The organism is Gemmatimonadaceae bacterium, assembly GCA_036496605.1.
In the GTDB taxonomy this organism is placed as follows: domain Bacteria; phylum Gemmatimonadota; class Gemmatimonadetes; order Gemmatimonadales; family Gemmatimonadaceae; genus AG2.
Map to the genome: position 1 here is coordinate 96,678 of DASXKV010000004.1, position 15,647 is coordinate 112,324.

The 15,647-nt window shown below is 62.3% G+C and carries 12 protein-coding genes and 1 other RNA gene; 9 read left to right on the plus strand and 4 right to left on the minus strand.

Features of this window, described 5'->3' with window-relative positions:
* Window positions 1–239: 239 nt before the first annotated feature.
* Both dnaA and dnaN read left to right on the plus strand, forming a co-directional pair.
* Complete coding sequence (gene dnaA, locus VGH98_02245; protein HEY2374771.1) at window positions 240–1,628, plus strand: chromosomal replication initiator protein DnaA; 1,389 nt, start codon at window positions 240–242, stop codon at window positions 1,626–1,628.
* A gap of 231 nt (window positions 1,629–1,859) precedes the next feature.
* Entirely contained in the window at window positions 1,860–2,972 is a 1,113-nt protein-coding gene (gene dnaN, locus VGH98_02250; GenBank protein HEY2374772.1) for a DNA polymerase III subunit beta, read from the plus strand.
* 161 nt (window positions 2,973–3,133) lie between these two features.
* Here dnaN and rnpB read toward each other — a convergent pair.
* Window positions 3,134–3,536: RNase P RNA component class A (gene rnpB, locus VGH98_02255), an RNA gene on the minus strand.
* 230 nt (window positions 3,537–3,766) lie between these two features.
* On the opposite strand from rnpB, the gene VGH98_02260 reads away from it, so the two are divergent.
* Window positions 3,767–4,645, plus strand: a complete 879-nt coding sequence (locus tag VGH98_02260; GenBank protein HEY2374773.1) for a helix-turn-helix domain-containing protein — start codon at window positions 3,767–3,769, stop codon at window positions 4,643–4,645.
* On the opposite strand, the gene VGH98_02265 is transcribed toward VGH98_02260, so the two are convergent.
* Window positions 4,593–6,323 carry a methyl-accepting chemotaxis protein gene (locus VGH98_02265; GenBank protein HEY2374774.1) on the minus strand — a complete coding sequence of 577 codons (1,731 nt, stop codon included), beginning with the start codon at window positions 6,321–6,323 and terminating at the stop codon, window positions 4,593–4,595. The genes VGH98_02260 and VGH98_02265 overlap by 53 nt on opposite strands.
* A gap of 81 nt (window positions 6,324–6,404) precedes the next feature.
* Window positions 6,405–6,965, minus strand: coding sequence for an orotate phosphoribosyltransferase (pyrE, locus tag VGH98_02270; GenBank protein ID HEY2374775.1), 561 nt, complete (start codon window positions 6,963–6,965; stop codon window positions 6,405–6,407).
* A gap of 73 nt (window positions 6,966–7,038) precedes the next feature.
* On the opposite strand from pyrE, the gene VGH98_02275 reads away from it, so the two are divergent.
* Window positions 7,039–8,706: a HAMP domain-containing sensor histidine kinase gene (locus VGH98_02275; protein ID HEY2374776.1), complete on the plus strand. Its 1,668-nt coding sequence runs from the start codon at window positions 7,039–7,041 to the stop codon at window positions 8,704–8,706.
* Window positions 8,707–8,719: 13 nt separating this feature from the next.
* Here the strand turns inward: VGH98_02275 and VGH98_02280 are convergent, their stop codons facing one another.
* The gene (locus VGH98_02280) at window positions 8,720–9,631 is read right to left on the minus strand and encodes a serine/threonine-protein kinase (protein ID HEY2374777.1); all 912 of its coding nucleotides are present in this window, start codon (window positions 9,629–9,631) and stop codon (window positions 8,720–8,722) included.
* 192 nt (window positions 9,632–9,823) lie between these two features.
* Between VGH98_02280 and VGH98_02285 the strand changes: the two genes are divergently transcribed.
* From VGH98_02285 to VGH98_02305, 5 genes are all read left to right on the plus strand, one after another.
* Window positions 9,824–11,137: a GWxTD domain-containing protein gene (locus VGH98_02285; GenBank protein ID HEY2374778.1), complete on the plus strand. Its 1,314-nt coding sequence runs from the start codon at window positions 9,824–9,826 to the stop codon at window positions 11,135–11,137.
* Between the two features lie 198 nt (window positions 11,138–11,335).
* The gene (locus VGH98_02290; protein ID HEY2374779.1) at window positions 11,336–11,536 is read left to right on the plus strand and encodes a cold-shock protein; all 201 of its coding nucleotides are present in this window, start codon (window positions 11,336–11,338) and stop codon (window positions 11,534–11,536) included.
* A 159-nt stretch (window positions 11,537–11,695) separates the two neighbouring features.
* The gene (gene polA / locus VGH98_02295) at window positions 11,696–14,662 is read left to right on the plus strand and encodes a DNA polymerase I (GenBank protein ID HEY2374780.1); all 2,967 of its coding nucleotides are present in this window, start codon (window positions 11,696–11,698) and stop codon (window positions 14,660–14,662) included.
* A 231-nt stretch (window positions 14,663–14,893) separates the two neighbouring features.
* On the plus strand, window positions 14,894–15,280 hold the full coding sequence (locus VGH98_02300; GenBank protein HEY2374781.1) for a type II secretion system protein: 387 nt from the start codon (window positions 14,894–14,896) through the stop codon (window positions 15,278–15,280).
* A 43-nt stretch (window positions 15,281–15,323) separates the two neighbouring features.
* Window positions 15,324–15,647, plus strand: coding sequence for a hypothetical protein (locus VGH98_02305; GenBank protein HEY2374782.1), 324 nt, complete (start codon window positions 15,324–15,326; stop codon window positions 15,645–15,647).

A 15,647-nucleotide genomic window follows, 5' to 3' on the forward strand; every position in this document is an offset into this window, starting at 1 on the left:
GATGCGGTCTTTTCAGGAGGCGCGCGCGCAACACGCGTGCGACTCCAAGTAAGCTTGCCGCGAGCGCCAGCGAGCGGCATTTCGGTGGAGACCGGTAAACGTATCTGGCACACTGACATTGGGTCAAGGCGTGTATGTCGCCTGCGGCGACACACACGCCGAGCTCACTTCGACCGATTGCAATTTCACATCGGCGGGTCTAGCTTCGCTGCCCCTCTCGAGTTTTCCACATCCCCGCCATGAGCCTCACCCCGCAGGAAACCTGGTCGCGCCTCCTGGAGCGCGCACGCCAGGAGTTGCCAGACCAAACATTCAGGACATGGCTCGAGCCGACTGAGCCACTCTCGATTGACGCGGGGACTATTTACGTCGGTGCACCGGACCAATTCGCTGCGGATTGGAACGAGTCGAAGCACGCTGATCTGCTGGCTAGCCTGGCACCCGTTGCCCTCGGACATCCACTCGCGGTCGTCTTTCGCGTGAACGAGGAGCGCAAGGCGCGGCCACAGATGGACCTCTTTGTTGCACCGCCGCCGCCGCAACGAGAGCCAGGAGCGGGACAGGATCGCGGCACATATACGCCACCTTTAAGTGAGCGTTACACCTTCCGATACTTTGTCATTGGCAAGTCCAACGAGCTCGCCGCGGCCGCCGCTCACGCCGTTGCCCAAGCGCCGGCGCGCGTTTACAACCCGTTGTTCATCTACGGCGACACCGGCGTTGGCAAAACGCATCTCATGCAGGCCATCGCGCACGAGCTTCTCGCGAGAAAGCCGGACACGCGCATCACTTTTATCGGCACGGAGCAGTTCACCAATGAGCTGGTGGGTTCGATTCAGAACCGCACAACACACCAATTCCGTCGCCGCTTTCGCGAGACCGATCTCCTCCTCGTCGACGATGTGCAGTTCCTCAAGGGGAAGGAAGCAACACAGGAAGAGTTCTTTCACACGTTCAACGCGCTGTACGAGGCGGGTCGGCAGATCGTGCTCACCAGTGATCGACCCCCGTCGGAGATTCCTGGCCTCGAAGCGCGCCTCGTCAGTCGCTTTCAGTGGGGCATGGTCGCCGACGTCGAGTTGCCGGATCTCGAGCATCGGATCGCGATCCTTCGGCAGAAAGCGGAGCTCGATCATCTCGAGACGACGATGCCCGAGGACGTGATTCGGTTCATCGCCGAGAATGTCCGCTCCAATGTGCGAGAGCTCGAAGGCTCGATCATCAAGCTGCTCGCCTACGCCTCTTTGAAGCACCGCGAGATCACCGTCGATCTCGCTCGTGAGGCACTCCGCGACAAGCTGCGCGGCGGCGAGGCCGGTACCTCGAGCGCATCACTGAGTACTCAGGTAATCCAGGACGCGGTTGCTCGTGACTGGGGCGTTACTGCCGAAGGCCTTCGCTCGAAGACTCGAACGAAGACGCTGACGGTGCCGCGACAGGTGGCGATGTACCTGATGCGCGAGCTCCTGGGAATGCAGCTGGTTGAGATTGGTTCGAGCTTCGGCGGTCGGGATCATTCGACTGTGATCCACAGTCTCGAGCGCGTTGGCGAGATGGTCGCCGAAGATTCGGGATTTGGCGAGCGCGTAAAGCGGCTTCACGCCGCCCTGGAAAAACTGCGGAGTTGATGGGGAAAACCCCGGGCGCTTCCACACCGAAGCGCCGATCTTCCCCATCGATTGCGGATCATCCAGACCGGGCGAAGATGTTCACACGCGTCGCCTATATGCGAAGCGTTTGGGATGATGTAAGTTGCAGCCGATTTCCACATGCTCCACAGCTCTACTACGACTGCTAGGATATCTCTCTTATTTCGGATTAGAGCAGTTCCGAAGGATTTGCACATCAGAGGAGCGGTAATGCGGTTTACGATCTCCCGAGAAAAATTGCAGGAGGGTCTTACCGCGGTAACGGCCACGATTCCGGCGAAGACCACGCTCCCGGTGCTCGCCAACATTCTCGTGGAGACGACCGAGAAAGGCATACGTCTCTCCGGCACCGATCTCGATATCGCCGTGAGCACGGAAGTCGCCGCCGACGTCGAGACGTCTGGCGCGATCACGATACCCGCTAAGAAGTTGAGCGAGATCGCGCGGGAGCTTCCACCGTCGCCTGTGAAAATTGCCGCGGCAGGCGAACAACGCATTACACTCGATTGCGGACGCTCGCATTTTAAGATTCTCGGTCTACCCCGCGACGAATTCCCGTCATTTCCAGCGGTGCGCTTCAACGAGAGTTGGCGCATTCGCTCGGGCGAATTGCAGAAGCTCATCTCGCACACGTCATTCGCTGTGTCGACCGAGGAGAGCCGACCGATCTTGAACGGCGTGCTGTGGGAGCTTCGACCGGAGCACATGCGCATGGTCGCGACAAACGGCCATCGCCTCGCGAAAATGGAATTGCCGATCAAGATGGCCGCGGCTCCATCGAATGATCTCATCGTGCCGCCTAAAGCACTCGAGCAAGTTCGCCGACTTTTCCCCGAAGACGAGGAGCTCGAGATCGCGCGCGGCGAGAATCACCTGGGGTTCCGCTCACCATTCACTTCCGTCTTCACGCGGCTCATCGAAGGACCGTACCCGCCGTACGATCAAGTCATCCCGCGCGACAACAATCGCATCGCCATCGCGGACCGCGCGGCGTTGATGGGTGCGTTGCGACGCATGTCCGTCATCGCTTCGGATCAAACGCATCGCATCCGACTCTCGCTCAATTCGGCGCTCTTGCGATTCAGTGTGCAGACGCCCGATCTCGGCGAGGCGACCGACGAGATCCCGATTCGCTACGACGGCGATCCGCTCGACATCGGCTTCAACGCGAACTATCTGCTCGAGATTCTGCGCTACATCCCGACCGAGGAAGTGAAACTGACGTTCAAGGCCCCGGAGCGCGCGGCAACGCTCGAGCCGCAGGGCTGGTCGGATCCCGCGGCGTATCTCTGTCTCGTTATGCCGCTGCGACTGCTCGACTGAAAAGGGCAGAGGGTTGAGGGCGGAGGGTCGAGGGCTAAGAGTAGCTCTCAGGCCGACCAGCGAGTACGCCCGGGAGCGCGCGCAAAGCGCGCGCGACTCCAAATAAGCTTGGCGCGAGCGCCAGCGAGCAGCCGCCACGCGAGCGAGCGAGCGAAGCGAGCAAGCGAACGTGGCCTATAAGCCGGGTTCTGTCGGATACTCACGCATCCCGACGGTCATTCCTCTCGGAGCGCGATCGCTCGCGCCCTCTAGCAGCCTACCCGCAGCGTCTTGGTCGAGGTGGGCACCTCTCGCTGCCTATTTGGCCTTGCTCCGGCTGGGGTTTACCCTGCCACGACTGTTACCAGTCGCGCGGTGGGCTCTTACCCCACCTTTTCACCCTTACCTGCGGTGGATTGCTCCACCACGTCGGCGGTGTGTTTTCTGTGGCACTGTCCGTCGCAGTTGCCCGCGTAAAGCGAGCACCTGCGCCCAGGCGTTACCTGGCAGCCTGCCCAATGGAGCCCGGACTTTCCTCGGCGACAAGTGACAAGCACTTCTCGACGCGACCGTCCGGCCACGCCCGCTTCAGTTGTCGCGACGATCGCGACCTGCTCGCCATCGAAACCATCGCGACCGTAACATAATCGTTCCGTCGATTCGAATCCAATGCATCGTCCCACAACCATCAATTGCAAGGATCATCGTTAGGTTTGCCAATTCGTGCACGTGACGCCACGATGACTTGCCTGGGTTAGGATCGAGCCAATCGCCGAAGCCGGCGTTGCGCTCCGCCGCACCACCGAGGTCGCGCCATGCTCGACCCATCGCTCGTCCCCACACTCGCCGCCGTCGCCACTGTGCTCACGCCCACCGAGCGCATACGCGTCGACGCCGCAGGCGAAGGCTCGTACCAGACGCTGCATCGCGATTCCGTCGACGACGTCGTCAGGGATCTCAAAGCAAATCGCGCGGCCGCCGTGCTCGTCTCCGTCGCGCGGTGCGATCAGAGCGCCCGCGCCGGCGTCGAGATGATGGTGCGCGAATTCCCACGCGTCCCTACCGTCGCGCTTCTCTCGCACGTCGAACCGGGTACGCCACGCACGATGTTGCTCCTCGGACAGAGTGGCGTTCGGCAACTCATCGATGTGCGGGAGGCGGCCGGCTGGCGCGAGCTCCGGAGCTTGCTCCTCGGAACGCAAGTGGACAGCATGCAGCGGCATGCTCTGAGTCAACTCGCCGTCGATCTGCACGGCGCGAGCGCCGATTGCTGGCGCTTCTTCGAGGCGCTCTTCACCGCACCGCCCGACGTCTCCACCGTGCGAGGTCTCTCGAAATACCTCATCGTGCTCCCGAGCACGTTGATGAGCAGGTTTTTTCGCGCTGGCCTTCCCGCCCCCAAACGATATCTCGCCGTCGCGAGGCTCGTGCGTGCCGCGCGGCTATTCGAGAATCCGGGATTCTCTGTCGCGAATATCGCCAACCATTTGGATTACTCGTCGCCACAGAGCTTCGGGCGCCACGTCCGCACGATCCTCGGTATGACGGCCGTGGAATTCCGGCGGCACTATGACGGCGCGGCAATGCTGCGGCACTTTCGCGAATCCCTCGTTCTGCCGTACGCGAACGAGCTTCGCCTCCTCAAGCCGCTGTCAGCGATCGGACAGCCGCCCCGATCGTCGCGCCCTGCCTAACGACCGGAGCGTCGCCGTTAGGTGCGGAGCCGTCTCCCTGCTCACTCTGCGCTGGGGCCGCTGGCACGCTGAATCGGCCGGTCGAACGCCGGAGTCGGTCCGCGAGCAACGCGAGCCCGCGCGATGTTTCGGCCAGACCCTCGAGCGCGCGCATCTGCCGCAGTGCTGCCTCGGACGCATCGCGCGCCTGCGCCGCTGCCTCGTCCGAAACGCCCTGTATACCGTCTATGACGTCCGCCAGCTGTCGCATCGTCGTGCTCTGTTCGCGCGACACGGTTGTGACGTCCGTGATCAGTTCCGCGATCCGGCCAATGCCCGTCAGCATCGCGCTCAACGCCGCATTGGCCTCGTTCGCAATCTCACCGACGCCGCGCACCTCGCTCTCGCCTTCCGTCATCGACTGAACGGCAGCAGCGATGTTGTCTCGCACATCGGAGATCGTCGTCGCAATCTCCTTCGCTGCGCGACCACTCTCTTCGGCGAGCTTCCGAACCTCTTCCGCCACGACGGCGAATCCCCGGCCATGCTCTCCGGCGCGCGCCGCTTCGATTGCCGCGTTGAGGGCCAGGAGGTTGGTCTGGCGCGCAATCCGAGACACCGCTTCGACGAAGTCACCAACCCGCTCGGAGTGGACGCCGAGCGCGCTCACTGTGCCGGCTGCGGTGCGCACGCGCTCACCGATGGCGAGAAGTGTGTCTGACGCTCTGACGACGGAGTCGCGGCTGCGCTGTGCGGTTTCGACTAGACCAACGGCATCGTGCTCCGCCTCTTCGGCGCGCACGCGGAGTCGATCGGCGGCTGCCAACACTTCCGCCGTGCGCTCCCGACCCACGACGGCATACGCGCGTTGACGCTCGATTTGGGTCGTGAGGTTCTGCGCCGTCGTGGTGAAGCCCGTTCCAGCCGCATTCAATCCATGGCTCGCGCCCGCCAACTGCTCCGCTGCCGCCGCAACTTCCTCGGCTTCGCGCTGCATCGTGCCGATCAACATTCCGAGCTGCTCGAGCATGCGGTTGAAGCTGCGTTGCAGAAACCCAAGCTCGTCCGAGAATCTGCTTTCCGCGCGCGCCCCGAGATTTCCGAGCTCGGCATCGCTGATGTGCTCGCGCGTGTCGCGGATTCGCCGAATGAGCTTCGACGCAATCGGGACCGTTTGCCAGGAGACGACCAGGAGCAATCCTGCGGCGGCCACGGTCCACACGGGCCGCGACACCTCATTCGGGTTCATGATGCCGAACAGCCAACTCGATCCGAGAAACGCCAGTGTCGAGAGTATCGCGGTGTACTGTCCCAGCGATCGTCCGCGATCGAACGAGTACGGCACGACGATCAGGAAATACAGCGTGACGAGCGCCTCGTTGCCGAATGACATCACGACGGTGCTCACGAGGAACACATCGAGCGTCGCGAACGCGTAACGATGCCAGGGCCGGTGCTTGTCTGCCTTCGTGGTGAACTGCGTCAGCAGGAAATTCACGAGCATGATTCCGAGCGTCACGCCAATCGCGATGACAGGCCTGGCTTCGCTGACATGCAGGAACGCCCCGGCGATCGCACCCGCGCCGATGATAGCCGTCGCGCGAAAGCGGCGACGCGCTCCAAGGCGAAAGGTTACCAGATCCTTCTGATGCTCTTCGTTGTCGCGAAAGCGATGTGAACGCTCGGGCTGCGGCTGCATCTCACGCTCGTGGTAAGGATCCCCGATGGGGACGCGGCCACGCAGCAGAAGTCACCGAGTCATTCAGGCGTCGAGGATTGGTTAGACGGCAACTGCCAGAATGTCGGCCGCCGTGACGAGGCTCACCACGCGGAGGCCTTTTTCCTCGAGGGCTTCGCGACCTCCCTCCACGCGATCAACCAGCGCCAGGACGCCGACGACCTCTCCGCCCGCCTCTCGAACCGCGTCGACGGCGCGGAGAGCCGACGCGCCGGAGGTAATCACGTCTTCCACCACCACCACTCGATCTCCCATTTGAAACGGCCCTTCGATGAGCTTGCCCGTTCCGTGCGCCTTCGCTTCCTTCCGTACGGTGAATGCTCGTAGGGGCGACGCCGTGTGCGCGCTCGCGTAACTGATCGCATAGGCGATCGGGTCGGCTCCAAGCGTCAGCCCTCCGATCGCGTCCACCTGCCATCCCGCATCGCGCAATCCGCTGAGGCCCAACGGTCCGATGAGTGCGAGGCCATCGGGGCTCATTGTGGTCAGCCGTGCGTCGATGTATAACGACGATTGCCTTCCCGACGCGAGAGTGAAGGATCCGCGTCGCGCCGATCTTGTAGCGAGCAGCGAGATGAGCGCCTGCCTCTCTTCCTGGGACATGCGTGCCGATGCTGAAAAAGTGAGCGGCTGTGCGACCGGTTCCGCGAGCAATTAAGTGAGAGTTGCACCAAGAGTGAATACGTCTTCTTCGTCCCTGTCACGAGCCGGCGTCGGACTTTTTTCGACGGTGCTGGGCGCGGTCCTTCTGCTCATGATCGCCGCGCTGTTGACCGCAGACCGTGCGCTCGTCTCCGCCGCCGGTGACGCCGCGGCAATCGACGCGCGAGACTCGGCCCTCCTGATCGAGCAGCTGTTGGCGCTTCGAATCGATGCCCTCGCCGCATTCCACGCGCCCCTCATGTCGCCGGCTGCGGAGCGCAGTCGCGAGTTCGAGGAGCTCGCGAGCCACGTAGGGCACGAGCCCAGTGGGCCACGAGATGTGTGGGTCGCCGATTCGATCGGCCAGGTTCTCTATCAGGTCGGTGCTGCGGCCAATCCGCTATCCGGCCGGGCGCATCCGCGAAGCACCAGCATCGCGATTGGGGATGATCACGGCAAGAGTTCCCTGATCGTCCTCGCTCCGCTCATTGCGAACGGCCGGCCAATCGGCGCGATCGCAGCGCGATTCGATCCGTTGGCGCTTTTCATGGCGGCCATCGACTCCGCGCCACAGACGCGTGCTCGCTTCGTCGTCGCTTCGGGTGCCGACACCGTTCTCCGCGTGATGACATCCCGCGGCGACCGACAGAGCCTAACGTGGAAGCACGCGCACGTTCACGTTCCAGGCGCCACGTGGGATCTGTCAGTCGCACACGCGCAAACGAGTCAACCCCTGCGCCTCACCCTGTGGACGCTTGGACTCGTCGCCGTCATCGTCCTCGGCGGAGGTGTGCTCCGTGAACGACGGCAAGCGCTGCGCGTCGCCGAACGCTCGGGGGAGTTGGAGCGCCTCTCAAGTGAGCTCCTTCGCGCCAACCGGATGAAGAGCGAGTTTCTCGCGAACGTCTCACACGAGCTGCGTACGCCGTTAAATGCGATCGTCGGCTTCGTCGATCTTCTGCGCGACGGTGTTTACGGAGACCTGACTGCGCGCCAGGTTCCGCCGGTCGAGCGCATTGCCGCATCCGCGACGCACCTGCGGCACCTCGTCGATCAGGTTCTCGATATCGCGAAGATTGCCGCCGGCCGTCTCGAGGTCCACGCCGAGACTATTGTCCTCCGACCGTTCGTGTTGAACGTGGTGAGTGAGCTCGAGCCGCTCATCACCGAGCGGGGACTGAATCTTTCCATCGCCATAGGCGCTTCGCTGCCCCGCGTCCGCACCGATCCGACCCATCTGCGTCAGATCCTGGTCAATCTCATCGGCAACGCGATCAAGTACACGCCCGCCGGAGGAGTCGCGATTCGTGCGCGTATGACCGGAGTGCCCACGGCGCCAGGTGGGCGGCACCCATCATCGGAAGACCCGACGCTGCTCAGTCGATCGCCCGATCGGCGTAAGACGTGGATCGCCCTGCAGGTAATCGACACCGGCATCGGGATCTCGCCCGCCGATCAAGAGCGAATCTTCGACGAGTTCGAGCAGGTTAATGCGGGACCGCGCAGCGATTCGATGGAGCGGGGCACGGGTCTGGGCCTCGCCATCTCACGTCGGCTCGCGCGGCTGTTGGGCGGTGAAATCTCAGTGGAAAGTCAGCCTGGAAAAGGATCGACCTTCACTATCTGGCTCCCGATCAGCGCCGCCGACGTGAACGTCGAGGGCATCGATTCGCCGGTTGCGCCGCAACAGGCCGTCGTCTGACCTTCGGCGAAACCTACTTCTTTCGGAACAGTGACTTCATTCGCGACAGCAAGCCGTCTTCGTCCTCCTCGTCCGGCGGCGTCGCGAAGGCTTTGGTGAGATCCGCCGCGAACGCGACCGAGTCGGCATATCGCTTATTCGGATCCTTACTCAGCGCGCGCATGATCACCGCTTCCACCGCTGACGAAAAGCGAAGACCTGGTCGGGCCTGATTGAGCGGAATCGGCGGCTGAGACAACAACTGCGAGAACATTTCTCGCGGCGTCTTCGCCGTAAACGGCAAGCAACCAGTGAGCAGGAAATAAGCGATCGTCGCCAGGCTGTACTGATCTGCCGCGGGACCAACGAGCTCGCCGGACAGCGCTTCCGGCGCGACGTACATGAGCGTGCCGACGAAGAAGCCCGCTCTCGTTAGGCGCTCCTCCGGTGCCATGTCGGTATCGGTCGCGATCCCGAAGTCGAGCAGCTTGACCTGACGCGTCGCCGGGTTGTACATCACGTTCTCCGGCTTGAGATCACGATGCACGATGCCGACGGTGTTCGCGGCCTGGACCGCATCGGCGATTTGCGTCACGATCGTCGCGACTTCGTCGGCCGGCAGCGGGCCCTGGCGCTTGGCATACTTCTCCAAGAGCTCGCCATCTGCCCACTCGATAGCAAGAAAGTGCATGCCCGGCCCTGCTTCTCCGATCTCGATCGTGCGCACCACGTTAGGGTGCTGCACTCGCTCCCCATAACGAGCTTCGCGAACGAAGCGTGCAACCGCGGTGCGATCCTGGCGGAGCTTCTCTCGCAACACCTTCACCGCAACGGTGCCGTGAGCGGCGTGCTGGGCCTTGAAAACCGCCGAAGTGCCGCCTTCGCCGATTTCGCTCTGCAGGGTGTAGCCGGCGATGACTTGGCCGACGAGGTTCTCGCGGGGCACGCGGCGAACCTAATGGTGACCTCAGGACGTGGCAAGCGACGCTACGCGGCAATTACCCTTCATGAAGCGGCTTGAACTTTGGACATGGTGCGTATGCGCAGTGCGAATCCGTCAAGGTACGGCAGATGGATACGTCGAGCGTTGCTGTTGTATCTCGGCGCGGTGTCGTGTCGACACGGCGTCGCACCATCGGTGCATCCTGAGATAGCGACCCAAGGCCGCGCAGATTCGCTCGTCGAGCTGACCGATTCGCGAGCGAGCTATCGACGAGCAGGTCTGCTCGTCGCCGCGGGCGAGCTTTCGTTCGTAGGCTCCATCTCTTTTCTCGGCGGCGGGTCGACCGACAGCACACTGATGCTGATTGATCTCTCGCTCTCAGACCGTCAACTGACATTCACGCGTGAAGGCGACAGCTATCACGCGGGGTACGAGGTGGATCTGGCCCTCGAGCGAGCTGGGAGCGCAACGCGCAGAATCACGACGCACGAGCAGGTTCGCGTTGGAAGCTTGCGCGAGACGACGCGAGACGAGGAGAGCGTCATCTACCAGCAGGTGGCGTCGCTCCCCCCGGGTGAAGCCACCGTCACGATATCGATTCGAGACGCCGGGAGCACGCGCAATGGGATTGTTCGGGATCCCGTTCGCGTACCACGCTTCGACGAGGGGACGATCACGGCGCCGATTCCTGCTCTGCGAGCGCGTCCACGTTCGAGTCGCGAGAAGCTGCCCGAGATCGTGGTGAACCCGCGCGCGACGTCGGTATACGGTCATGATAGCGTCGCGGTGTACTATCTCGAAGGATACGGGCCGCCAATGAATGGGTGGACACCAGTCGTTCAGGTCCGCGTCATTAGCGATAACGGCGTCGTTGTCTACGCAGACTCGGTTCCCTGGATCGAAGCCGGTGACAAGCTCCGCAGCGCAATTCTGCGCGTGCCGATCGCGCGCGTTGGTTTCGGCGAGCTATCTGTTTCGGCTTCACCCTTTCGCGGTCCGGGCGCGTCAGCACTGACGTTGCAGGCTCCCTTGCTCGTCAGTTTTGGCGATGGCCTACCGATTTCCTCCTTCGGCGACATGCTGGGCCTGCTTCGCTTTTTCGCCTCGGCCGACCGACTGCGTACGCTCCGCGAGCTCGCGCCGGGCGATCGGCCTCGTGGGTGGGCGGCATTCCTCGAGGCCACCGATTCCGCGACGATGTCCCCCGCCAACGCGGCGCTCAAGGCGTATCTCGCTCGTTTAGTCGATGCTAATGCTCGATTCCGGGAAGACGACCACACACCAGGGTGGCTCACCGATCGCGGGATGATCTTCAGCGCTCTCGGCGAACCGGATAACCAGATCGAGCCTAACGCTTCGGACGCCGAGCGGTCGCTCGCCCAGGTATGGAGCTATCATCGCTATCACGTGCGATTCACATTTGTTGATCGCGCGGGCTTCGGACGGTGGCGCCTGACCGCCGGTAGCGAAGCCGAATACCGCGCCTTGATGCATCGAATCGCGCGATGAGCAATTAGTCACGGCTCTCGTAAACAAATGCGGCCGGTTATCGGCGCGGCGGGTGCACTTTCCCGACGGAACCTAACCCGCAGGCAGCACACGACTTGACAAAAGCAGTACCCGAGCCTATATAGGGCGCGCAAGTCGACCCGACTTGCCCGGCACCACGCAGTGCAGGATCGATTCACCTCGTAGGAGGCAGCCGCAATGGCTAGAGGGAAGGTGAAATGGTTCAATGATGCGAAGGGTTACGGTTTCATTGAACAAGAGGGCGGCGAAGACGTGTTCGTGCACTTCTCCGCGATTCAGATGGACGGGTTCAAGACGCTTGCCGAGGGCCAGGAAGTCGAGTTCGAGATCCGGACCGGAGACAAAGGGCTGCACGCCGCGAACGTAACCCGAGTCTGACCTCCGCTCCTCCGAGGCACGTTCCTGCTACCGCCTGCCGCTGATCACGGCAGGCGGTGCTGCGTTTAGGGCCGGCGACACACAAGATTAGCTTCCAAACGAGAGGCTGCTGGCGCGCTTCGCCGGCCGCTCCGCTTCGGAACTCAGTCTTCTGCATCCGTGTCTGCACCGACGACCATCGAATCGCCCGTCGTTACGCCCCCGGCGTCTCCTCGACTCTTTCTCGTCGACGGATATGCGCTCATCTATCGTGCATTCTTCGCGCTCATCTCGCGCCCGCTGACGACGAGCCATGGAGAAAACACCTCCGCCGCGTGGGGGATTGTAAACTTCCTAAACAGGCTTGTCACCGCGCACAAACCGGAATACCTGGGCTGGGTACACGATTCCGGATTGTCGTTCCGCCACGAGGCGTATGCGGGATACAAGGCCACGCGCGAGAAGCTCACCGATGAGCTCCAATCGGATTTCGACCGCGGCATGGAGCGCATCCGTCAGCTCCTCGAGGCGTATCGTGTTCCGATTATCACGGTGCGAGGCTACGAAGCGGATGACGTCATTGGAACACTGGCTGGCAAGGCCGTCACCGCAGGAGTGAACGTCGTCGTCATCTCGGGCGACAAGGACTTTCAACAGCTCGTCCGGCCGGGAGTATGGCTGTTGAACCCTGGACGCGGTGGTCCCGCGAGCGTTGAAGAACACTGGGTAGGTGTCGAAAACGGAAGCGAGCGACTTGGAGTTCCTCCTCATCATGTAACCGACTATCTCGCTCTCGTCGGTGACGCGTCCGACAATGTGCCTGGCGTCCGCGGCATCGGTGAAAAAACCGGCCAGGAGCTCGTGAGCACCTACGGTTCGCTGGATAACATCCTCGCTCACGCCGCCGAGATCCCGAAGAAACGACCGCGCGAAGCGCTGCTCGAGCAAGCGGATATGGCGAGACTCAGCAAGCAACTCGTCACTATCCGCGACGATGTCGAGGTCGAGTTGGAGCTCGATCGATTGAGGATCGTCGAGCCGGATCGAGAGCGGCTTCGCGGACTCTACGTCGAGCTCGAATTTCACACGATCATAAAGGACATCGCGCTGACCGAGACCGAAGTCGTCGTCGAGCGCCCGAAGACCAATTACGTGACGGTCGACAGCGTCGCGATGCTGCAAAAGGTCATCGCGCGGGCGCGCAAGGCGCCGCATATGGCCATCGACACCGAAGCCGTGATCGACAGCGCGTCGCCGACCGAAATGGATCCACTACGCGCAACGCTTGTCGGCATCGGAATCGCCGTTGCCCCGGGCGAAGCTTACTACATGTCGTTCGGCCATCGTGAGTGGGAGGAGCCACAGGGCACTCTCGCGTTAGGCGACGCGACCGGTGAGCTTGGCGCCGAGGAAAAGGACGCGGAGGACGGCGAGCCAAGGAAGAAAAGTCCTCGTAAGCGCGCTGTTTCTAAAGCGGAGCCGGCGAGTATCGCTGGCCGTGCGCTCGCAACGTCGGGACGTCAGCGAGTCCGAAACCTGCCTCCGATATCCGATCCGGCGCTCGCGCCGCTCCGTGCATTGCTCGAGGACGCAACCGTTCCGAAGACCGCACAAAACGCCAAGTTCGATCTGCTCGTGCTACGCGGCGCGGGAATCGAACTCCGTGGTCTCGACTTCGATACGATGGTAGCGAGCTACGTGCTCGATCCGGGTCGCCGCTCTCACGGCATCGACCAGCTGGCGTTGGAGTTTCTCAATCACAAGATGACGACGCTCGCAGAGCTCTGCGGTCGCGGCAAGGACTTGATCCCATACGATCAGGTGCCTGTCGACTGCGCGCGTGACTACTCCTGCGAAGACGCTGACTTCACCTGGCAGCTGCGCGGCGTGTTCGAGCCGCAAATGGAGACCCTTCAACTCGCGCGGCTCTTCCGTGACGTCGAGATGCCTCTGGTCGGCGTGCTTGCCGAGATGGAATGGAGCGGCATCGCCATCGACGTCGAGTGGTTCCGTACGCTCAAGGAGCGCTTCGAGCGTGAGCGCCGGCGCGTAGAGCAGACGATCTACGCCGAGGCGGGCCAGGAGTTCAACATCAACTCAAATCCGAAGCTGCGCGAGATTCTCTTCGACACGTTGGGGCTGCCTGTGTTGAAGAAGACGCCGACCGGGCCGTCGACCGATGCCAGCGTCTTGCAGCAGCTGGCCGATGAGGGCCACACACTTCCCGCGCTGCTCATGGAGTACCGGGAAATTGCGAAGCTCGAGAGCACGTACATCGACGCACTGCCCGCCTACGTGAATCCCCGCACCAGTCGCGTCCACACATCCTTGAGTCAGACGGTTGCTGCGACCGGTCGCTTGTCGTCCAGCGACCCAAACCTGCAGAACATCCCCATTCGTCGTGAGCTCGGTCGCGACATACGCCGCGGCTTCATTCCGCGTCGCGGCTGGCAACTCGTCGGCGCCGACTATTCACAGATCGAGCTGCGGGTCCTCGCGCACCTCTCCGGCGATCCCGCTTTCGTGCAGGCGTTTCAAACGGGCGGCGACATTCACCGCCAAACAGCCGCACTGATCTTCGACGTACCCGTCGATAGCGTGACGTCAGAAATGCGCAGTAGGGCGAAGACGATCAACTTTGCGACGATCTACGGCCAGGGCGCGCGCGCTCTGTCGCAACAGCTGAAAATCGCGCACGCGGAGGCGCGGGCGTTCATCGATCGATACTTCGAGCGCTTCAAGCTCGTGCGCGAGTATCTCGATTCCATGGTCGCATTTGCGCGCGATCACGGCTACGTACAAACAATCCTCGGACGCCGACGCTACATACCGGAACTGCGTGATAGGAACTTCAACATTCGCGCATTCGGTGAGCGAACAGCCGCCAACTCGCCCATTCAGGGGTCCGCGGCGGACCTCATCAAAATCGCGATGATTCGCATCCATGATGCGCTCCGTGCGCGACAGATGAGCAGCCGGATGTTACTCCAGGTTCACGACGAACTGGTGTTCGAAGTGCCAGGACCGGAGCACGACGAGTTGATGGCGCTCGTGAAGCACGAAATGGAGCACGCCGCGCAACTGTCGGTACCTCTCGTCGTGGATCTGGGCGAAGGCTCAAATTGGCTCGAGACCAAGCTGGCCTAACCGCCCGCACGCGTCGGCGACAGTTGCGACGATGGGCCCCTTTCAGCCTTGCATTGTGCGATGCAAATCGCATTTCCAAGCGGGATTGAATCGCACTCGAATTCCGAACGCAGCGTGATCTTTTTACGAGACAAGCGGTTAGGTCGTATTAGGGAGGCGGCCCTCTGATTGCCTTGATGGAACTGCATTCCCCCCAGCCACGTCTCACGCGGAAGCCCGGCTTCCATCCCTATGGCTCGCTCCCACCGTTCGGGATTCACGCTCGTCGAGTTGCTGATAGTGATCGTCGTCATCGGCATTCTAGCCGCGTTGGCGATACCGCGCTTTCAGTCGACCAAAGGCAAAGCGTATCTCGCCTCGGCGAAAAGCGATTTGAAGAATCTCTCGACTGCCGAAGAATCGTTCTTCTACGAGCATCGCACCTACTCGACGAGTCTCGATTCGCTCAAGGCAGTCTCTTCCCCCGGCGTGATTCTCGTCGTTGTGAACGCGACGGCCGAGGGTTGGGCGGCGACGGCATACCATCCAAACGCGTGGCCGCACACCTGCGCCCTCTTTTACGGCCCTGTAACGGCGGTCGCGCCGGCGACGGCCGAGGGCCAGATCGCCTGCAACTGAGACCCGCGCGTTCCACCGCGGGCAACGAAGCAGATCGTTAGGCGTGGCGAGTCACGACGATTTCGACCCGCGCACATCGCTGGCCGAGCCGGCTCCCTTTCGAGAATTCCGTTCTCGACGTGAAGGAATGATCTACGCCATGGATGGCGGTCTGTGGCTGCATCGACACGTCTGGAAGGGTCGGAAGCTCGCGCATCTCGTATCGACTGATCGCGAGCGATTGCTCGCGTACGGTCGTCGAGCCGGCCTACCTGCCGAGCGCCTTCAACATAAGCCACTCAAGGATCCGCGGACCGGCGTTCGCCGCGAGGCGTGGCACTGGGATCTTGGCGGGCCGGTGCTACCGCCGCCGACCGAACGGTACTGA

Coding starts and splice junctions, on each gene's coding strand:
- VGH98_02260 (HEY2374773.1), top strand. CDS start 3,767: ATGCTCGACCCATCGCTCGTCCCCACACTCGCCGCCGTCGCCACTGTG.
- VGH98_02265 (HEY2374774.1), bottom strand. CDS start 6,323: ATGCAGCCGCAGCCCGAGCGTTCACATCGCTTTCGCGACAACGAAGAG.
- pyrE (HEY2374775.1), bottom strand. CDS start 6,965: ATGTCCCAGGAAGAGAGGCAGGCGCTCATCTCGCTGCTCGCTACAAGA.
- dnaA (HEY2374771.1), top strand. CDS start 240: ATGAGCCTCACCCCGCAGGAAACCTGGTCGCGCCTCCTGGAGCGCGCA.
- VGH98_02300 (HEY2374781.1), top strand. CDS start 14,894: ATGGCTCGCTCCCACCGTTCGGGATTCACGCTCGTCGAGTTGCTGATA.
- dnaN (HEY2374772.1), top strand. CDS start 1,860: ATGCGGTTTACGATCTCCCGAGAAAAATTGCAGGAGGGTCTTACCGCG.
- VGH98_02290 (HEY2374779.1), top strand. CDS start 11,336: ATGGCTAGAGGGAAGGTGAAATGGTTCAATGATGCGAAGGGTTACGGT.